Origin of the sequence: Massilia sp. UBA6681, assembly GCF_002454935.1 — a bacterium.
Taxonomy (GTDB): Bacteria; Pseudomonadota; Gammaproteobacteria; order Burkholderiales; family Burkholderiaceae_D; genus Telluria; species Telluria varians.
On record NZ_DKJX01000011.1, the window covers coordinates 17,080 to 36,704 of the forward strand.

Annotated in this window: 14 protein-coding genes; 4 read left to right on the forward strand and 10 right to left on the reverse strand. The window is 67.3% G+C overall.

Annotated elements, in window-relative coordinates:
* Positions 1–21 precede the first annotated feature (21 nt).
* From B2R83_RS01635 to B2R83_RS01650, 4 genes are all read left to right on the forward strand, one after another.
* The gene (locus tag B2R83_RS01635; RefSeq protein ID WP_292037941.1) at positions 22–1,353 is read left to right on the forward strand and encodes a sigma-54-dependent transcriptional regulator; all 1,332 of its coding nucleotides are present in this window, start codon (positions 22–24) and stop codon (positions 1,351–1,353) included.
* Positions 1,350–2,714 (forward strand): sensor histidine kinase, encoded by a 1,365-nt coding sequence (locus B2R83_RS01640; protein WP_292037942.1) that lies wholly within the window; start codon positions 1,350–1,352, stop codon positions 2,712–2,714. Before B2R83_RS01635 ends, B2R83_RS01640 begins: the two co-directional genes overlap by 4 nt.
* A gap of 59 nt (positions 2,715–2,773) precedes the next feature.
* The gene (locus B2R83_RS01645; protein WP_292037943.1) at positions 2,774–3,550 is read left to right on the forward strand and encodes a spermidine synthase; all 777 of its coding nucleotides are present in this window, start codon (positions 2,774–2,776) and stop codon (positions 3,548–3,550) included.
* Between the two features lie 248 nt (positions 3,551–3,798).
* A complete protein-coding gene (locus B2R83_RS01650) occupies positions 3,799–6,240 on the forward strand; it encodes a TonB-dependent receptor plug domain-containing protein (RefSeq protein ID WP_292037944.1) in 2,442 nt (813 codons plus the stop codon).
* A gap of 51 nt (positions 6,241–6,291) precedes the next feature.
* Here B2R83_RS01650 and B2R83_RS01655 read toward each other — a convergent pair whose 3' ends face one another.
* The 10 genes from B2R83_RS01655 to B2R83_RS01700 all read right to left on the reverse strand — a co-directional run bounded on the left by B2R83_RS01655 (position 6,292) and on the right by B2R83_RS01700 (position 19,618).
* Complete coding sequence (locus B2R83_RS01655; protein WP_292037945.1) at positions 6,292–8,184, reverse strand: Kelch repeat-containing protein; 1,893 nt, start codon at positions 8,182–8,184, stop codon at positions 6,292–6,294.
* A 14-nt stretch (positions 8,185–8,198) separates the two neighbouring features.
* Positions 8,199–9,725, reverse strand: coding sequence for a hypothetical protein (locus tag B2R83_RS01660; RefSeq protein ID WP_292037946.1), 1,527 nt, complete (start codon positions 9,723–9,725; stop codon positions 8,199–8,201).
* 2 nt (positions 9,726–9,727) lie between these two features.
* On the reverse strand, positions 9,728–11,719 hold the full coding sequence (locus B2R83_RS01665) for a DUF4175 family protein (protein ID WP_292037948.1): 1,992 nt from the start codon (positions 11,717–11,719) through the stop codon (positions 9,728–9,730).
* Positions 11,703–12,674: a BatA domain-containing protein gene (locus B2R83_RS01670; RefSeq protein ID WP_292037949.1), complete on the reverse strand. Its 972-nt coding sequence runs from the start codon at positions 12,672–12,674 to the stop codon at positions 11,703–11,705. Before B2R83_RS01670 ends, B2R83_RS01665 begins: the two co-directional genes overlap by 17 nt.
* Positions 12,671–13,561 (reverse strand): DUF58 domain-containing protein, encoded by an 891-nt coding sequence (locus B2R83_RS01675; protein WP_292037950.1) that lies wholly within the window; start codon positions 13,559–13,561, stop codon positions 12,671–12,673. Before B2R83_RS01675 ends, B2R83_RS01670 begins: the two co-directional genes overlap by 4 nt.
* Before the next feature lie 2 nt (positions 13,562–13,563).
* A complete protein-coding gene (locus B2R83_RS01680; protein ID WP_209589822.1) occupies positions 13,564–14,568 on the reverse strand; it encodes an AAA family ATPase in 1,005 nt (334 codons plus the stop codon).
* A 3-nt stretch (positions 14,569–14,571) separates the two neighbouring features.
* The gene (locus tag B2R83_RS01685) at positions 14,572–15,192 is read right to left on the reverse strand and encodes a DUF4159 domain-containing protein (RefSeq protein ID WP_292037951.1); all 621 of its coding nucleotides are present in this window, start codon (positions 15,190–15,192) and stop codon (positions 14,572–14,574) included.
* A gap of 10 nt (positions 15,193–15,202) precedes the next feature.
* Positions 15,203–16,540 carry a TldD/PmbA family protein gene (locus B2R83_RS01690; RefSeq protein ID WP_292037952.1) on the reverse strand — a complete coding sequence of 446 codons (1,338 nt, stop codon included), beginning with the start codon at positions 16,538–16,540 and terminating at the stop codon, positions 15,203–15,205.
* Positions 16,541–16,554: 14 nt separating this feature from the next.
* Entirely contained in the window at positions 16,555–18,192 is a 1,638-nt protein-coding gene (locus B2R83_RS01695) for a TldD/PmbA family protein (protein ID WP_292037954.1), read from the reverse strand.
* 91 nt (positions 18,193–18,283) lie between these two features.
* The gene (locus B2R83_RS01700; protein ID WP_292037955.1) at positions 18,284–19,618 is read right to left on the reverse strand and encodes a TldD/PmbA family protein; all 1,335 of its coding nucleotides are present in this window, start codon (positions 19,616–19,618) and stop codon (positions 18,284–18,286) included.
* Positions 19,619–19,625: the final 7 nt, after the last annotated feature.

The window sequence follows — 19,625 nt, forward strand, 5'->3', positions numbered from 1 at the left end:
ACCAGTGCTAAACTTGCCGTCATGCCCACTGTACTGATCATCGACGACAACGCCGCGGTCGCCATCGCGCTCGACGTCCTGTTCTCCCTCCACGACATCGCCGCCCTGCGCGCGGCCTCGCCCGAGGAAGGACTGGACATCCTCGGGCGCGAGCACGTGGACCTGGTCATCCAGGACATGAACTTCACGGCCGACACGACCTCCGGCGAGGAAGGCGTGGCGCTGTTCCGCGAGATCCGGCGGCGCCACCCGGACCTGCCGGTGATCCTGCTGACCGCCTGGACCCACCTCGACGCCGCGGTGGAGCTGATCAAGGCCGGCGCCGCCGACTATCTCTCCAAGCCCTGGAACGACGAGCGCCTGCTCACCACGGTGAGCAACCTGATCGAGCTGGGCCAGGCCAACCGCGCGCTGAACCAGCGCCTGCAGCGCGAGCGCAAGGCCAAGCGCGAGCTGGAACAGAACTTCGACCTGCGCGGCCTGGTCTGGCAAGACCCGGCCACCGAGCGCGTGCTCACCCTGGCCTGCCAGGTGGCGCGCGCCGACGTGCCGGTCTTGATCACGGGCCCGAACGGCACCGGCAAGGAACGCATCGCCGAGATCATCCAGGCCAACTCGCAGGTGGCCGACGGCCCCTTCGTGGTGCTGAACTGCGGCGCCCTGCCCTCGGAACTGATCGAGGCCGAGCTGTTCGGGGCCGACGCCGGCGCCTACACCGGCGCTTCCAAGGCCAGGGAAGGCAAGTTCGAGGCGGCCGACGGCGGCACCCTGTTCCTGGACGAGATCGGCAACCTGCCGCTGGCCGGCCAGATGAAACTGCTGCGCGTGCTGGAAACGGGGCGTTTCGAGCGACTCGGCTCCAACCGCGAGCGCCAGGTGAAGGTGCGCGTGATCAGCGCCACCAATGCGGATCTTGGCGCCATGATCCGCGCCGGCACCTTCCGCGAAGACCTGTTCTACCGCCTGAACGTGATCGAGCTGCGCCTGCCGCCGCTCGCCGCGCGCCCGGGCGACATCCTGCCGCTGGCACTGTCCTTCCTGCGCGGGAAGACCCTGCACCCGTCCGCGGAAAGCGCCCTGCAGGCCCACACCTGGCCCGGCAACGTGCGCGAGCTGAAGAACGTGATGGCGCGCGCCAGCCTGCTGGCGCAAGGTGAGGTCATCAAGGCCGCCGATCTCGGCTTGCCGGTGGCGGTGGCGCCCACGCCGGACACGGAGCCGGACCGCGACGCCATCGTGCAGGCGCTGGCGCGCGCCGGCGGCGTGGTGGCGCAGGCTTCAAACGAACTGGGCCTGTCGCGCCAGGCACTGTACCGGCGCATGGAGCGGCTCGGCATCGCCAGGCCGGCATGAAGCGCACAGGGTTCCGACTCTCGCTGGTCACGCGCTGGTCGGCGCTGGTCGGCACCCTGCTGGCCCTCGGCATGCTGATCGCGCTCGGGCTGGACCACCTGTTCCCCGAGCATCCCGCGCTAGTCTTCTTCACCTGCCTGGTGGCGATCGTCCCGATCGCGATCATCACCATCCGCACCCAGATCCAGCCGATCCTGTCGCTGTTCCGCGCCCTCGAGGGCACGGTGGCGAGCTACCGCGACGGCGACTTTTCCTTCAGCCTGCACTGGCCGCAGAACGACGAGCTGGCCGACCTGATCGCCGCCCACAATGACCTGGGCCAGGTGCTGCGCGAACAGCGCCTCGGCCTGGTGCAGCGCGAGCTGCTGCTCGACACCATGGTCCAGAACACCCCGGTGGCCATGCTCCTGGTGACGGACTTCGCCACCGATACGGGCACCTCGGCCGGCACCATCGTCTACGCCAACCTGGCCGCGCGCCAGCTGCTGTCCGAGGGCCGCAAGCTCGAAGGGCACGGACTGGGCGCCGTGCTCGAGACCGCGGCCCCGGCCCTGAAAGAGGCGCTGGCGCGCGGCGGCGACGGCCTGTTCACCGCCGGCGAATCCGAGGAAGAAGAGGTCTACCACCTGGCGCGCAGCAGCTTCACCCTGAACGGCCGGCGCCACGAACTGCTGCTGCTGCGCCACCTCACCACCGAGCTGCGGCGCCAGGAGGTACAGACCTGGAAGAAGGTGATCCGCGTGATCAGCCATGAACTGAACAATTCGCTGGCGCCGCTGGCCTCGCTCGCGCACTCGGGCGCGGAGCTGGTGCGGCGCGGGCAGACCGAGCGCCTGCCCCAGATCCTGCAGACCATCGGCGAGCGCACCCGCCACCTCGAGACCTTCATCCTGGGCTATGCGCGCTTCGCCAAGCTGCCCACGCCGCGCCTCGAAGCCCGCCCCTGGGACGTGTTCATCGACGCTCTGGCCGAGCAGGTGCCGTTCCGCCTGCTCGGTGACTTGCCGCAGGATCCGGCCTGGATCGACGCCCCGCAGATGGAGCAGGCCCTGCTGAACCTGCTCAAGAACGCCCACGAATCCGGATCGCAGCCCGAGGACGTCGCGCTGCAGGTGCGCCGCGTGCAGGACGCCCTGCGCATCGACGTGCTGGACCGCGGCACCGGCATGAGCGACGCGGTGCTGACCAACGCCCTGGTCCCCTTCTATTCCACCAAGCGCAGCGGCACCGGCCTCGGGCTGGCGCTGGCGCGCGAGATCGCCGAGGCCCACGGCGGCCGCATCTCGCTCTCGAACCGCGAGGGCGGCGGCCTGGCCGTCACCCTCATCCTTCCGGCGCTGCCGGGTACGCACACTTCCTGACCAGGACTGTCCCGCATTGGTCATCTGGTAAGATCGGCTTTCACCGCCGCTCCTCTGCCATGCCGCCTTCCTACGCCCGCATCGATCCCCGTTTCGCCCAGCCGGGCCACCCGCCCGCCACCATCGACGAGTTCGACGGCGTGCGCTTCCTGCACCTGGGCACCTCCTGGGTGCAGGGCGCGATGCGGCTGTCCAAGCCGGACGCGATCGAGCTCGAATACGTCCAGATGATGATGATGTGGACGCTGTTCATCCAGAACCCGCGCCGCATCGTGCAGCTGGGCCTCGGCAGCGCGGCCCTGACCAAGTTCTGCTGCCGGCGCTTTCCCGGCGCACGCGTGAGCGTGGCCGAGCTGAACCCGAACGTGATCGCCATCTGCCGCGCCCTGTTCGGCCTGCCCGAGAACGACGCGCGCCTGGACGTGCGCGAGATGAACGCGCTCGACTTCGTGCTCGATGCCGGCAACCACGGCCAGGTCGACGTGCTGCAGGTGGACCTGTACGACCACGACGCCCGCGGACCGGTGCTCGATTCGCTGGACTTCTACCAGGGCTGCTACGACTGCCTCACGAACGACGGCATCATGACCGCCAACGTGTTCGGCCACGTCGACAGCTACGACAAGAACCTGCTCACCATGCAGCAGGTGTTCGACGCCGTCGTCTGGCTGCCCGAGGTGCACGATGCCAACATCGTGGTGCTCGCCTTCAAGAATGCGCCGGAGCTCGATTTCTCGGTGCTGTACGAACGTGCCGGCGAGATCCGGCGTCACTTGAACCTGCCGGCCAAGAAATGGGTCGACGGACTGAGGGAGTGGATGCGCGACCACGCCTGAGGGTCGCGCAGCGGCAGCTCAGCGCACCAGCGCCCCCTCGGCCTTGTCCAGCGGCAGCCTCGCTGCTAGCACAGGTGGTCCTCGCTTTCCATCCTCTTCTCATCAATACACCGAATCACGTAAAACTGTTGTGTCTTGCACAGTTCACACTTGTATTTACGAATTTCCTTGTTCAGAATCAATTCGCCACGGTTATAGGAGACCTAGTTTTTGTGATGGCGTAATTCAATTCTCAACAAGGGGACAAGATGGTGAAACACGCAGACAAGCAGGTATTACTGGTGACCGCGCTGGTATCGGCCATGACATCGGCGTTCGCGCAGGAAGCAGCGAGCAGCCAGGGGCAGGGACCGAAGGACACGGCAACGGTGGTCGTGCTGGGTTCGCGGACCCAGGCCAAGACCGCACTGGACACCGCCGTGCCGGTCGGCCTGATCAGCGCGAAAGACCTCCAGTCGGCCGGCTCGCTCGAACTCGGCAAGGTGCTGCAGGACCTCGACCCCTCGTTCAACTTCACCACGACTTTTATCAGCGACGGCACCGACATCATCCGCCCCGCCACCCTGCGCGGCCTCGGCCCCGACCAGCTGCTGGTGCTGGTCAACGGCAAGCGCCGCCATCAGCAGGCGCTGGTCAACGTGCAGCAGACCATCGGCCGCGGCTCGGCCGGCACCGACATCAATGCGATTCCCTTGTCCGCCATCCAGTCGATCGAAGTGCTGCGCGACGGCGCTGCGGCGCAGTACGGCTCGGATGCGATCGCCGGCGTGATCAACATCGTGCTGAAAAAGGGCGTCACCGATACCCAGTTGAGCGCCAGCCTCGGCACCACCAAGGAAGGCGACGGCGACACCTTCAGCGGCAGCGCGCACAAGGGCTTCGCCCTTGGCGCCAACGGCGGCTACCTGAACCTGTCGGTCGAAGGCCGCGACCGCGACGAAACCAATCGCGCCGGCCTGGACACCGCGCGCGTCAACCCGCCGCGGGTCACCCAGCGCATCGGCGACAGCAAGGCCAAGGACGCCTACCTGTGGCTGAACGCCGCGCTGCCCTTGGGTGGCGGCGAGCTGTATGCTTTTGGCGGCGCATCCCGGCGCAAGGGCGATTCGTCCGGCTTCTTCCGCACCGCCGACGACGCGCGCAACGTGCCGGCCGTGTACCCGAACGGCTTCCTGCCGAACATCATCACCACCGTCAAGGATGCCTCCCTCGGCGTCGGCTACAAGCACGACCTGAGCGGCGACTGGAGCGTGGACCTGAGCGTCAACCACGGCCGCAGCGAGCTCGGTTTCCACGAGCGGAACTCGATCAATGTCAGCTACTACTACGAGAACGGCAGCTCGCCCCTGGAAGCCGACACCGGCAAGCTGAAGTTCGACCAGACCACGCTGAACCTGGACTTCAAGGGCTCGGTCGAGGTCGCCGGCGCCCCGCTCCACATTGGCGCCGGTTTCGAATGGCGCCGGGATAACTACCAGATCGTGGCCGGCGACCCGGTCTCTTACCAGTACGGCCGCAGCAACGACCCGCGCAAGATCATCCGCGACCAGAGCGGCGGCATCGCGGCGTCCGGCATCCAGGGCTTCCCGGGCTACACCCCGGGCACGGAAGTGGACGACGGCCGCCACAACACCGCCTACTACGTCGACCTGGAACGCAAGCTCGGCGATGCGCTCTCGCTCGGCGCGGCCCTGCGCCACGAACGCTACTCGGACTTCGGCAACACCACCATCGGCAAGCTGAGCCTGCGCTACGACCCGTCGCGCACGATCGGCCTGCGCGCCAGCGCCTCGACCGGTTTCCGTGCGCCGGGCGTGCAGCAGAAGTTCTACAGCTCGGTGTCGACCAACCTGAACGCCGCCGGCGTGCTGACCGAAACCCTGACCGCGCGCGAGAACAGCGCCGTGACCCGCGCCTTCGGCATCGCCCCGCTGCAGGAGGAGACCTCGAAGAGCGCCAGCGTCGGCATGATCCTGCGCCCGACCCAGAATTTCTCGGTGACGGCCGACCTGTACCGCACCAACATCGACGACCGCATCGTGTTCTCGTCGAACATCGCGCCGGAGTCGGGCCCCTGCCTGAGCGCCGCCGCCTGCCCGATCCGGGCCATCCTCGACCCGCTGCGCGTGGGCCAGGCGCAGTTTTTCACCAATGCGATCGACACCAGCACCACCGGCTTCGACCTGGTGGCCCAGCACACTACGCGCGGCCAGGGTTCGACCCTGGTGCTGTCCGGCCAGCTCGGCTTCAACCGCACCAAGGTGAAGGACCGCCATTCGCAGTCCTCGGTCTTGACGGGCGCCCAGCTGTTCGACGACACCCAGGTGACGCTGATCGAGAAGGGCCAGCCGCGCCAGCACCACGTGGTGGCGGCCGACTATACGGCCGGCCAGTGGAACGCGACGGCGCGCGCGAACTACTTCGGCGAAGTGGAAGGCCAGGGCTTCACGCCGGGCTTCATCCAGACCTGGTCGGCGAAGTGGATCGTGGACCTGACCGGGCGCTACAACTTCACCAGGAAGCTGAGCCTGACGGCGGGCGTCAATAACCTGTTCGATACCTATCCGACCCGGTGGGATCCGGTGAAGGCGGCGCCCTTCCCGCAGCTGGGCTTTACGCACTGCTGGGAGACCTGCCCGTTCGGAATCAATGGGCGTTCGTACTACGTGAAGGCGGATTACGCGTTCTGATGCCGCGCCCCGCGACCCGTGCCTGGCGCGGGTCGCGGCTGTCGTACTTCCTTATCTGAACGCGTCCGGTTCACCTTTGAACCAGCGGGCGAGGCCGGTGACAAAGTCGGCAAGATGGTCTTGATCGGGTGTCCGCAGCGCGTGCCCGGCCTTGGGATACTCGATGAAGGTGAAGGGTTTGTCGGGACGTGCAGCAAAGTAGTCGCGCAGCTTGCGGCCTGATTCGATCGGGACACTGTCGTCTTGTTCGCCCATTGCGGCGACGATCGGGATATTCAAAGCCGCGTAGGCCGACAGCGGATCGTAGAACAGGTGCGAACTCCAGTAGCGATACGAGTTGCCGAAGAACTCCTTGTCGACGTTGTGCGGATCCGCCTTGATGGCAGCATAGGTCTGGAGTAACTGTTCGCGCGTGAACAGCGTTGCATAGGGCACGACGCCACGCGCGTTAAAAATCAGGAATTCTTCGCTTTGTGGCAGGCCGCCGCTGCCACCCGTGGCAAGCCAACCGATTTTCTTGCTGCGCGAAGCAACGATCGGGGCGACCATGCCGCCTTCGGAGAAGCCCAGGATTGCCAGCTTGCGCGCCGCGAGCCTCTTCAGGCGCGGCTCCTTGTCGATGAATGCCAGTGCGTCCTCGACCCGGCGCTCCAGGTAATCCGCGCGGCGATAGGCCGCCGAACAACGCGTTCCATCGTCGCCCTTCTCGATGCCGGCCTTTTCGAGAAAGTAGACATCGACAGGCGCCGGGTAGCGCTGGAAGAAGGCAGGGATGCGCTGGCCAAACGCGCGGCAACCCGATCCGCTGATCAGGAGGATCGGAACCGCATTTTCAGCAGAGCCGGCATCGTGCAGGCGAAAATAGCGGCGCTGCTGGCCGTCGATCTGCACCGTTCCCTCGTCGAGCCTGCGTTCGGCCGGGATCTCGAGGACTTCCAGCACCCGGGTGGCGCCCACCCCGACCTTTTCACCGCCACCCATCAGGAAGATGCGGTTGCCGACCACAGCCGCGCCATGTCCGTGCCGTGGCGTCGGCATGGCCGGCAGGGCCGACCAGCGGTCCGTCTTGGGATCATAGACCCAGGCATCGGGAAACACCTTGCTGGCCGGGACAAACTGCTCGCCGCCGAAGGCATACAGCTTGCCGTCGTAGGCGGCCGCAGCCAGGCCGCCCTGGGCCTGGGGCATCGGGGCCCTGGTTTCCCACCGCTTGGTAACGGGATCATAGACCTCCAGCGTCGACAGGTTGACCGGGCGCTGCCGGCCATCGGCCTGCTTGAGCATCTGGCGGCCACCCACCACATAGATCTTGTCGTCGATGACGGCGGCGGCTGCGCTGTTGCGCGCGCTGGGCGCGTCGGGGATGCGCTCCCAGCGCTTGGTGCGCGTGTCCAGCGCCTCGCCGCGGGCGGTATCCGCGTGGGCGTTGATGTGCACCGCCTCCGGGCTGGTCGGGACGCGCCCGCCGATGAAGTAGATTTTGTCCCTGACGGTAGCGACCACGCCTTCGGCCCGCGGCCCTGGCAGGGACGGGCCGGCCGACCACCGGTTCGCCCCGGCGTCATAGACGAACACGGTCGCATGGGCGCGCCAGTCCGGGATGGCGCCGGAGAAGCCGCCGATGCCGTAGATCCTGCCGCCGGCCTCGGCCAAGGCGATATGGTGCCGGCCTTCCGGCAAGGGCGCGAGCGTGGTCCAGCGGCCCGTTTTCACGTCGTAGGCTTCGACATGGTCGGTGAAGCCCGGCGGCTGCGAGAGCACACCGCCTGCCACGATGATCCTGTCGCCCAGCACGGCGGGATAGATTTCCTGCCGCGCGATGGCGGCGTCGGGAGCCCGGGACCAGCGCACTGCCGGCGTCGCGTCGGCGGCTGCCTGCGCCGCGGCCTGGCAAGGGGTGGCAAGCAGCGCCACGGCCAGCATGGTCGGCAGAATCGATTTCACTTTGTCTCCTTCGATCAGCGGCGCTCGCGCCACCAGAGCAGCAGCATCGCCAGGGTGAACGCGAGCGCGAACGGCCAGGCCGGGAAGGCACGTGCGGCGCCCGCCAACGCTGTCGCCGGCGTACGCGCGGCAAAGCGCGCGGTGGCGTCACGACGCTGCGCCGCCTGCCATTGCGGCCAGTCGCCCGGCGCGTAAACGTAGACCGCATGCGTGCCCGCTTTCGCATCCTCTACCCGCAGCCAGCCCGACTGCTCCGGCCAGACGGCCACGCAGGCGGCATCGACACGCGGCGACCAGGAGCGCACCAGCTTCAGGTCCGGGAACGCTAGCTCCCCCTTCACGCCGCGCGCGCACAGTTCCATGCGCTGGCCCGGCAGCGGCAGTTCTTCCGGCCCCAACCATTCGACTTCTTTCGAAACGTCGATGCCCACGCGGTCCAGCACACCCTGCCACCACAGCGCCAGCGCCTGCGGTTCGGCGATCGCGTGGCGATGCCATTCGGCGGCGCCCAACCAGGCGATGCGGCCCTTCTGCCAGCTGCGGGTCCACACCATGCCGTCCGCGCCGAGCCACTCGCCGGCTTCACGCGCGGCGGGGTTCAGCCGCGCCACCGCCATCTCCAGCGGCCCATCGATCTTCTTGTCCGCCGGCTGCGGCAGCAAGCGCAAGCCCAGGGTGCGCGACCAGATGCCCGGATCGTTGGCATTCGCGCCCAGCACCAGGAGCGGCAGGCCGCCGGCCACGCGGCCCAGTAGCGCCGAGCGTTCGGCGCTGCTTGCACGCTCGAACCAGGCGGCATCGATCACCAGCAGGTTCGGCGCCTTCATCTCGGCCAGCGGCAGTTCGGTGCGCGTGATGGCGCGGCCCAGCACCACCTGCCAGTCGAGCAGCGCACCGCTGCCGGCCAGCAGTTCGTTCAGGGTGCGCACATCAAAAGAAGGCGCGCCGAAGCGGCCCTGCACCTGCAGGATATTCGGTTCCTTGATGGTCAGCGGCACCGGACCTTCGGCGATGGTCTTGCCGGCGCCATCCAGCAGGCGCGCCCTGAGCACCAGGCGCTCGGCCAGCGGCGGCATCCAGTTCACCACCAGGTCGCCGACGCCGCGCGCATCGGCGATGACCTGGCCGTTCTCGGCCAGCAGCTGCAGGCGCGCGTCTGTTTTATCGTCGCGCTGCACCCGGAGCGTGAACGTACGGCCGAGCGCCAGCTGGCGCGGGTAATGCAGGCGCAGGCTGCCGCTTTCCGGACGCTGCCACTGCAGCGGCAGCGCGGGCAGGTCGTTCCACTGGGCGGCGCGCAGGCCGTCGCCCTTGACCGCGAAGGCGCGCACGCCGTCCAACGCCGGCGCAGGAGCGGCCGGATCGAGCGCGAGGGTTCGGCCCGCATCGCCCGGCATCTTGACGCCGGCAGCGAACAGGCCGAGCGCCGCCGCGGCGACCAGCACCAGCAGCGCATCGATGAATGTGCGGCGCCAGGCATAGAGGCCGGCGCTGGCGATGCCTGCAAGGCCGATCAGGGCCAGCATCAGGTTTGTGCTCATCATTATTTCGTCCCCTCACGCCAGGCGCGTACGAAGGGCGTCTCGACCACCGGCTTGGCCTGCAGCAGCACCTGGCCCTGCCCCGCGCCCTGGCGCAGCCAGGCGCGCAGCACCGGACGACATGCGACGCAACCGTCGGCCACGTCCTGGATCGCCTTCTGGGCAGACAGGCGCTGGTCGTCGTCCTGCAGGCGCTCGCGCACCCAGTCGTGGGCGCTGCGGGTCCACAGGGCCGGCAGCGGGCCGTCGCCGGAAAGCGCCTGCACCAGTTGGCCGAGGTCTTCCGGCACGCGTTTGTCGGCGCCGCCCTGCTCGCGGCGGTAGCTGGCGGCACCAATCATGTCGCCGGTCATGCGCTTTTCTTCCTTGATCGGCGGCGGCACGAAGGCGGTCTTGTGCAGGTAGATGCGCTCGGCCTGCTGCAGCTCCTTGATCGCTTCCAGCGCCTTGTGCTCGGGCGCCAAGGCGACTTTCGGCGTGATCGCGCGCAGCGCCTTCTCGGCATCCCACATCGCCACCAGCGCGCGGCGCAGCACCTTTTTCGTGTCTTCGTCGTACAGCGTGGCGTTTTCGGCCTCGTCGTGGGCGTGGCCGTATTCGTGCAGGATGTCCTGGGTGCTTCCCTCGCTGCCATGGACGTGGCCGTCGTCCTCGGCGTGTTCTTCTTCGCCGTCGGTAAACAGCGAGGACTCCTCGCCCAGGAACTGCCCGTAGCGCCGGCGCAGCGTGCCCTGGTCGCTGGCGATCTTCTGGCTGCGCTCGATCACCTCGTCCCGGGCGATCTTCCGGGTGCGCATGTCGGCGATCAGCTGTTCGGTATCGATGATGATCTGGCGCTGGCTGCGCAGGCTCTGCGGCTTGACCAGCATCGGCATGGCGGCGCTCTCCTCTTCCGCTTCCTCCGCGGGCGCCGGCAGGCGCAGGGTATAGGTCGGCGACTGCACGGTATGCGGGCGCGCCGCGTTGTCGGTGGCGCGGACAAAAAAGTACAGCTCGTCGCCCGGCTCCATGCCCAGCTCCGCCAGCGACCAGTTCTTGGACCAGTTGCGCTGCTTCGGGTCCGTGGAACCCGGCAAGGGCATCTCGCGGTCGGTGAAGCGGATGTTCTCGCCGCTGCCGCGCGCCAGCGTCATGTGCAGGGTAGCGCGCTTGATCAGGTAGTCGTCGCGCACCTTCACGCCCATGGCGGCGCTGGTCGCCGTATCAGGCAGCTCCTGCACCATCTGGGTCGGTGCGGTGATGGTGATTTCCGGCGGCTGGTCGGGAATGACCTTGACCGTATAACGGCTCCCGCGCCAGCGCCAGAACACCGATTCGGTAGCAGTCCAGCGCACGCACTCCTTGCCCGGCTTGATCACCTGGCCGGTACTGAGCTCGATGCTCTCTTCCGCCGCCGACGGGTCCTTCAGGCACCAGCTCATCACGGTCTGCTCCGGCACCTGCAAGTCCTTCGGCGCCGTTTCGATTGGCGCCACGCCGGTATAGGCCGGCGGCGCGGTACGCACCACCAGCTGGCTCGCTACCTGCGCCGCGATCGCCGCCGGCTGCTTGCCGGGTGCGGCGACACCACCCTGCTGCGGCGCGGCCGTGGCGAACCAGACCGCAGCGGCCGCGGCCACGCTGCCCAGCAACCAGGGCGCACCAAGCGTCACGCGGCCACGCGCGATGCCGCGCAGCTGCCGGTTCGTGAGGCTGGCATCGAGGCGTTCGAGGATGCGGCGGCGCTGCAGCTGGGCGACCGGCGTCGGCGCATGCTCGAGCAGCGCGCTGCTGTCTTCCATCTCCGGGACGGCGCCGTCCAGCCAGGAGGTCCATTCGATACCGACACGGCGGCGCAGGATGGCCCAGTCCCAGGCGCACCACATGCTCCATGCGATCAGGCCCGGCGCGGAGCGGATGAACAGCCACGGCAGCGCACCGGCGATCCACAGTGGCAGCCGGCGCAGCTGGGCGGCACGCCAGGCGCGTTTGACGATCTCAGCGCCGTCTTGCATGCGTGAGTATCCTTTCGAGTACGAACAATGCCACCAAGGCGGCCATCAGCATGTCGCGCAGCGCGCCGCTCGGTTCCGGCGCACGGGCAGTGCCGGACGCTTCGAACACGCGCGACGGCGCGGTATGGCTTGGGGGGCCGACGTGCAGGCGCTGCCAGTTGTCCAGCAGCGTGCGCGCGGCATCCGCCGTCGCGGGGGGCCAGGCTTCGGAATGCCAAACACGGCCGCGCGCACTGTCGGCGTAGCGCAATCCATCTACCTGTTGCGCCTTGCCCAGTTCCGGGAAGGCGGCGATGTCGGTGACCAGCCACAGCGGCGCGCGCAGCGATGCCGGCGGCGCCTCCTTGCGGTCCCAGACGATGAGCGAAGTCTTCGCTCCCGGCGCCGCGTCGATGGCGATACCCTCCAGGGCGAACACGCGGCGCCACTGCTCCGGACGCTCGCTGGCGATATGGACGCGGCGCTCGTTCTTCTCCGGCTGGCGCGCCAGGGTAAGCAGTTCGACCCTGCGGCCGAATTCCGGCAGCAGCGCCGGCATCGGCACGTCGCCCAGCACCAGCAGGCGCGCTTCCGGGCGCCACTCGCGCTGGTGGGCGCGCAGCCAGGTGATCGCTTGCCCGGCCGGCATGCCGAGGCGGTCGGCCTTGGCCAGCCCGGCCTGCGCCGCCTGCGCATCGGCCCATTTAGGATCGGTGCCGGTGGCGACGATCACGGTATCGCCGCGCCAGGGCGTGACCGGGTCGGCCAGCCAGGCGATGACGGTGGCCAGCAGCAGGCAACGCACCAGCAGCAGGAGGATGTCCTTCCAGCGCCACTCGCGCGTCTGGCGCGGTTCGGCACGTGGCAGGAAGCGGCTGGTGGCCAGCAGCTCGGCCTTGTGCTGCTCGCGCTTGCGGCGATGCCACCAGATCGGCAGCAGCAGGATCGGTAATGCGAACCACCACAGCTGGTTCATGGACGGCTCCCCGGACGGCGCAGCCAGAGACGCAGGACTTCGCCCGGCGGCTGCTCGATACGTGCGGACACGATCGGGATATCGCTCTTGCGGCAAGCCGCCGTCACCGTGGCGAAGTGCGCCTCGCGGTTCTGGCGATAGCCTTCCTTCAGGTCGGCGCCGAAGCGGTAGACACCCGTCTCCTGCTCCGGATCGCGGTAGGCGAGGTTCGAAGAAAAGCTGGCGTCCACTTCCGCCTGCGTCTGCAGGCACAGCACGCGCACGTCGTGGCGCATGCCGCGCAGGCGGACCAATGCCTGCGACAAGGGCGAGGGCCAGTCGAGCAAATCGCTGGCCGCATAGACGACGCTGGGGGACTGGGCGAAGTGCAGGCTGGCACGCAGGACGTCGGCATCCGGCAGTTCGCCCTCGGCCTGCACGCGGCTGAGCTGCAGCAGCACGCGCTGCAGCTGGCGCGGTCCGCGCATGGCCGGAGTGAACTGGACCTTGCCGCCGTTCAGGACGACCAGTCCGAAGGCGTCGCCCTGGCGCTGGGCGATCGCTGCCACGCAGCCGAGCAAGGTGCGCGCATAGCCCAGCTTGTCCACGCCCTCTACCTCGCGGCTGGGCTCGAGCATCGAGGCGCTGGCGTCCAGCACCAGCCAGACGGCCACGTGGCTGTCGCGCTCCGCCTCGCGCACGAAGTAACGGTCGGCGCGCGCCAGCAGCTTCCAGTCGACGCGGCGCCACTCATCCCCGGGCGCATAGGCCCGGTACTCGGAGAATTCAACGCCTGCCCCACGCTCGCGCCCGGCGTGGATGCCGTGGCCGAGCCCCGCCAGCACATGGCGGATCACGAGGTCGAGCTTCTGCGTGTGCGCGATCAGCGCGGTCTTCGCCAGCGACAAGATTAATCGACCCGGATCTCGTTGCGCAGGGATTGCAGGATGTCGGCGATGGCGATGCCGTCGGCCTCGGCCTCGAAGTTGCGCAGCACGCGGTGCGCCAGCACCGGCAGCAGCATGGCCTGGATGTCGTCGCGCGTGACCGCCAGGCGCCCCTGCATCAGGGCGCGCGCTTTCGAAGCCAGCACCAGGGCCTGGCCGGCGCGCGGGCCGGCGCCCCAGCCGATGTGCTGCTTGACCGCCGCCACGGTGGTGAGGGCCGGACGGGTGTTGCGCACCAGGCGCGTCGCGTAGCGCAGCAGATGTTCGCCGATCTCGATGTCGCGCACCAGCTGCTGCAGGCGCAGCAGGGTCTCGACCGTCATCGCCGGCTCGGCGTCGTCCAGGCCCGCGTGGGTGGTGCGCGAGACCATCAGCACCTCCTCATCCTCGGTCGGATAGACGACGTCGATGCGCAGCAGGAAGCGGTCGAGCTGGGCTTCCGGCAGCGGATAGGTGCCGGCCTGCTCGATCGGGTTCTGCGTGGCCAGCACGAAGAAGGGGCGTGGAAGTTTATGGGTGGTGCCGGCGAAGGTGACGGCACGTTCCTGCATCGCTTCCAGCAGCGCCGACTGGGTCTTGGGCGGCGCGCGGTTGATCTCGTCCGCCAGCAGCACCTGGGTGAACACCGGGCCTTGCTGGAAACGGAACACGCGCTGGCGCGTCGTGGTGTCTTCTTCCAGGATCTCGGTGCCGACGATATCCGAGGGCATCAGGTCCGGCGTGAACTGCACGCGGCGAAATTCCATGTCGGTGGCCTGCGCCAGCGATTTCACCAGGAGGGTCTTGCCCAGGCCCGGCACGCCCTCGACCAGGGCGTGGCCGCCCGCCAGCAGGCAGGTCACCAAGAGGTCGACCACGTCTTCCTGCCCGATGATCACGCGCGCCATGCTGGCCTTCAATGCGCCGACCTTTGCCGTCAGCTCGGCAATCTCCGTTTCACTCCACGCTACCACTTCACGTTCCGCCACCGCTTACGCTCCCAACGCATATTGAATGATATTGACCGCGAAGCGGGTGTTGTCGACCGCGAGGAACCGCTTGTTGCGGAAGTCGTAGTCCCACTCGCATCCGTAGTCCTTGTTCGAGTACAGCAGGCGGATGCGCCCGCCGAACTCGATCGCCTTCAGGTACTCGTGCACCAGGTCGTCGCCCCAGCCATTGAGTTCCCCGCCGGTGGTCGGCGGCCCGTCGAACTTGAAGAAGCAGGAATACAACGGGTGTGTATTCGGGATCTTCTTCAGTGCGGAGGCGCCGAAAATCTTGACCATCTCGGCTTCGAAGGACTTGGCGAACAGTCCGTCGATGTCGTGGTTGCAGTCGTCCACGAAAACGAAGCCGCCGCCGCGTACGTATTTCTCGAGGTTGCGCCGTTCTTGCGGGGTGAACTGCACCAGCTTGTGCCCCGCGAAGTAGCAGAACGGCGCCTGCAGCATCTTCGGATCCGACAGGGCGACGATGCGCTCGGTCGGATCCACCCGCAGCGTGGTGTACTCGACAAGCGAGTTCAGCACGTTGCTGGGCATACGGATATCCACGTCCCAGTCGCCCGATTCGTAGCTCAGGCGCGTGAAGTAGAAATCGTAATTGGCCATCTTTTAAAACTCAGACCGCGTCGGACAGCGAGGTGAAGTTGAAGTCGCGGACCTTCATCGGCGGCAGCACCATCTGGAACGGCACCTCGTCGCCACCGATGATCTCGGGCTTGCCCAGCTCGTCGATGTTGTTGAGGATGGTGACCGGGCTTTCGTTGAAGCGGAAGTTCTTCACCGGGTGCTTGATCTTGCCGTTCTCGACGTAGAAGGTGCCGTCGCGGGTCAGGCCCGTGATCAGGAGCGACTGCGGGTCCACCATGCGGATGTACCAGGTGCGGGTGACCACGATGCCCTTCTTGGTATCGGCAACCAGCTCGTCCAGCGACTTGGTGCCGCCGGCCATGATCATGTTGCCGTGGCCCGCGGTGGCCTGGTTGCCGGTCTTCTGCGCCCAGAACGGCGAGTAGCCGAGCGAGGCGACGCGGCCGTTCTTGATCAGGTCGGTGCGCTTGCGGGCGATCATGGTCTGGTTGTCCCACGGCGCCACCGGCACGTCCGGGTTCCACGGGTCGGCCCAGATGTTCACCTGCTCGTCGAACAGCTTCTCGCCCAGGCGGTTGCCGCCGCCCTTCTTGGCCAGGAAGCTGCGGCCCTCGTCCGCGGCGCGCGCGCCGAAGGAGCTGAACATGTTGCCCAGGATTTCCGAGGTGGCCGCCGGTTCCAGGATCACGGTGTAGCGGCCCGGCTCCAGCGCTTTCGCATCGACCGAGCGCAGCGCCTTGTCGATCGCGATCTCGGCCGCCTCGGCCGCGTTGAAGCGGCGCGCATCGACCGCCGAGCGGGTGACCCAGCCCGAACCGCGGCCGTCTTCGGTGCGCGCGGTGCAGGTGAAGGACAGGTCGGTGAACTCCTGGAAGCCGAACACGCCCTTCGAGTTGGCGATGCAGGCGAAACGGGTGCTGTCGGTGAAGAAGCCGGCGGTGACCAGCTTCTTGGCGCGCGCCTGGCCGATCGAGGCGGCGGCGACTTCGGCGCGGTAGGCCGGATCGATGGCGGCGGTGCTCGGAACGAAGGTCTTGGTGAGCTGGTATTCCTGCTTGCCGACGCTTGGGACGAACTCCGGATTCTCCGGCGCCAGGCGCGCCAGTTCCTCGGCGCGGCGCACCGCCTTTTCCAGCGACTTGTCGTCGAACTCGTTGACGACGGCGGTGCCGACGCGCTTGCCGAAGGCCACGCGCACGGCCAGCTGGGTGTCTTCGGTCAGACCGGCGGTCGACACGCTGTTGCGTGCGAAGCGGATGTTACCGGTGCGATTGCCTTCGATCGAGACGCTGCACTCGTCGGCTTTCGAGAAACCGATCACGCGGTCGGCGATGCGTTTTGCTTCTTCCTGGTTCAGCTGTTTCATATTGTCCCCTTCCCTCAACCGATCTTGCGTGCGGTGTTGATGACGTTGATGCCATTGAAGCGCGCGGTGCTCGAACCATGCGAGACGGCGCTGACCTGGCTCGGCTGGCCTTTGCCGTCGAAGAACGAGCCGCCCATGCGCCAGTCGCGCTCGTCGCAGATGGCCGAGCAGGCGTTCCAGAATTCCTGGGTATTGGTCTGATAAGCGACGTCTTCCAGCTGGCCGGTGATCTTGCCATTCTTGATCTCGTAGAACAGCGTGCCGCCGAACTGCGAGTTGTAGCGCTGCTGGTCGATCGAGTACGAGCCGCGGCCCAGGATGTAGATGCCCTTCTTGACGTCCTTGACCAGTTCGTCCGGGGTCAGGCGCGCCTTGCCGGCTTCCAGCGAGATGTTCGGCATGCGCTGGAACTGGATGGTGCTCCAGCTGTCGGCGTAGGAGCAGCCGTGCGATTCCTTCTCGCCGATGATGTGGGCCTGGTCGCGCGTGGCCTGGTAGTTGACCAGGATGCCGTTGCGGATGATGTCCCACTTCTTGGCCGGCACGCCTTCGTCGTCGTAGCCGATCAGGCCGAGCGAGCCCGGCGTGGTGCGGTCGGCAACGAAGTTCACGCGCTCGGAACCGTACTTGAATTTCTTCGACTCCCACTTGTCCAGGCCCACGAAGCTGGTGCCGGCGTAGTTGGCTTCGTAGCCGAGCACGCGGTCCAGTTCCGTCGGGTGGCCGACGTTCTCGTGGATGGTCAGGAACAGGTGTTCGGGCGACAGCACCAGGTCATACTTGCCCGGCTCGACCGACTTGGCGCTGAGCTTCTCGCGCGCCTGCTTGCCCGCCAGTTTGGCGTCCTCGATGATGTCGTAGGAGTTGGTGTACAGGGTGGTCACGCCGCCGGCGGCCTGCACCTTGTCGCTGGCCTTGGCGTCGAAGTACTCGTAGCCCATGCTCACCGGCGAGGAGAGGCCCGCGCGCGAGCGGAACTTGCCGCTGGCCTTGTCGACCGCGGTCGCATTGATCGGCGCCCACAGGCGGTGGATGTCCTGGTCGATGTAGGAGCCGTCGGTGGAGGCGAAGTACTTCTGCTGGTTGATCTGGAACAGCGACGCGGTCATGAAGCTCGCGCCGGCCGCCATGCCCGCCTTGTTGGCGGCGATCAGCATCTCGGCCTTGTCCTTGACCGGGATGGCGCGCCAGTCCTTCTTGACCGGGGTGGCCCAGGCCACTTCACCCACGCCCTTCACGGGAGCCAGGCGCACCGGCTCGGTCTGCAGCTTGGCGTTGGCCTTGGCGATGGCCACCGCCTGGCGCGCGGCGTTGGCGATGCCGTCCGGGGTCAGGTTGTTGGTCGAGGCGAAGCCATAGGCGCCGTTGGCGATCACGCGCACGCCGACGCCGGTCGATTCGGTGTTGCTGATGTTCTCGACGTTCAGGTCGCGCGTGATGATGAACTGGTTCAGGTAGCGTCCGATGCGCACGTCGCAGTAGGACGCGCCGGCCTTGGTGGCGGCGTTCAGCGCGGTGTCGGCCAAGGCCTTCTTGGCGCTGGTGGGCATGGCGCTCATCAGTTCATCGGCGGCGATGGCGTTGCCGAAGACGGGGATGAGCATGGCGCCCGCGGTGCCGGCGCCGATCTGGAGGAATTTACGACGTTCCATGTATGTTTTCCGTATGCGTTCACCCGCGGCCCGAGAACGTCATCCCGGCGCAGGCCGGGATGACGTTCTCGGGCCGCAGGATGGCTGTTGCTTAAACCGCGTCCGACAGCGACGTGAAGTTGAAATCGCGGATCTTCATCGACGGGATCAGCATCGAGTAGTTCGCCTCGTCGCCGCCGATCACCAGCGGCTTGCCGATCTCCTCGATGTTGTTCAGCATGCTCACCGGGCTCTCGTTGAAGCGGAAGTTCTTGATCGGATGCTTGACCTTGCCGTTCTCGATGTAGAAGGTGCCGTCGCGGGTCAGGCCCGTCACCAGCACCGATTGCGGATCGACCATGCGGATGTACCAGGTGCGGGTCACCAGCACGCCCTTCTTGGTGTTGGCGATCAGCTCGGCCGTGCTCTTGTCGGTGCCGGCCATGATGATGTTGCCGGCGCTGCCGATGGCGCGCTGGCCCTTCTGCTTGGCCCAGTACTGCGAGTAGTTCAGCGCATTGATGCGGCCATCCTTCACCAGGTGGGTCCGTTCGCGCGGCAGCATGTCGTTGTCCCACGGCAGCACCGGCACGTCCTTGTCCCACGGGTCGGACCAGATGTTGACCTGCTGGTCGAACAGCTTGTCGCCCAGGCGGTTCTGGCCGCCCTTCTTCGACAGGAAGCTGCGGCCCTCATCGGCCATGCGGGCGTTGAAGCCGCCGATCATGAAGGTCAGGAGGTCGCTGGTGGCGGAAGGCTCCATCACCACGGTGTAGCGGCCCGGCTCGAGGGCCTTGGCGTCCACCGAGCGCAGCGCCTTCTCGATGGCCACGTCGGCCGCTTCGCGCGGATCGAAACGGGCGACGTCGCGCGCCGAGCGCTTGACCCAGCCCGAACCGCGGCCGTCTTCGGTGCGCACGGTGCAGGTGAAGTCGAGCGAGGTGGCGACCTGGTGGCCGAACACGCCGTTCGAGTTGGCGACGGTCTCGAAGGTCTCGCGGTCGGTGAAGAAGCCGGCCGAGACCAGGCCCTTCTTGCGGCAGGCTTCCATCGCGTAGGCGGCGGCCTGGGCGCGGAATTCCGGGTCGATCTCGGCGGTGCGCTTGACGTAGGTTTCGGACGATTTGTAGCCGGTCTTGGCGATCGCCGGCATGAACTCCGGATTCTCCGGCGCCAGGCGCGCCAGGTCCTCGGCGCGGCGCACGGCCTTTTCCAGCGACTTGTCGTCGAACTCGTTGATGGTGGCGGTGCCCTGGCGCTTGCCGAAGGCCACCTGCACGGTCAGGCGGGTGTCGTCGGCCAGGCCGGCGGTCGACACGGCATTGCGGGCGAAACGGATGTTGCCGATGCGGGCGCCTTCGATGTTGACGATGCACTCGTCGGCCTTCGAGAGCGACAGCACCCGGTCGGTGATGCGCTTGGTCTGGTCCTGGGTAAGGATGCTCATGAGGGTC

Bases quoted from the DNA above. Each gene is read 5' to 3' on its own strand.
- B2R83_RS01635 (WP_292037941.1), top strand. From the start codon at position 22: ATGCCCACTGTACTGATCATCGACGACAACGCCGCGGTCGCCATCGCG.
- B2R83_RS01640 (WP_292037942.1), top strand. From the start codon at position 1,350: ATGAAGCGCACAGGGTTCCGACTCTCGCTGGTCACGCGCTGGTCGGCG.
- B2R83_RS01645 (WP_292037943.1), top strand. From the start codon at position 2,774: ATGCCGCCTTCCTACGCCCGCATCGATCCCCGTTTCGCCCAGCCGGGC.
- B2R83_RS01650 (WP_292037944.1), top strand. From the start codon at position 3,799: ATGGTGAAACACGCAGACAAGCAGGTATTACTGGTGACCGCGCTGGTA.
- B2R83_RS01660 (WP_292037946.1), bottom strand. From the start codon at position 9,725: ATGAGCACAAACCTGATGCTGGCCCTGATCGGCCTTGCAGGCATCGCC.
- B2R83_RS01665 (WP_292037948.1), bottom strand. From the start codon at position 11,719: ATGCAAGACGGCGCTGAGATCGTCAAACGCGCCTGGCGTGCCGCCCAG.
- B2R83_RS01670 (WP_292037949.1), bottom strand. From the start codon at position 12,674: ATGAACCAGCTGTGGTGGTTCGCATTACCGATCCTGCTGCTGCCGATC.
- B2R83_RS01685 (WP_292037951.1), bottom strand. From the start codon at position 15,192: ATGGCCAATTACGATTTCTACTTCACGCGCCTGAGCTACGAATCGGGC.
- B2R83_RS01690 (WP_292037952.1), bottom strand. From the start codon at position 16,540: ATGAAACAGCTGAACCAGGAAGAAGCAAAACGCATCGCCGACCGCGTG.
- B2R83_RS01695 (WP_292037954.1), bottom strand. From the start codon at position 18,192: ATGGAACGTCGTAAATTCCTCCAGATCGGCGCCGGCACCGCGGGCGCC.
- B2R83_RS01700 (WP_292037955.1), bottom strand. From the start codon at position 19,618: ATGAGCATCCTTACCCAGGACCAGACCAAGCGCATCACCGACCGGGTG.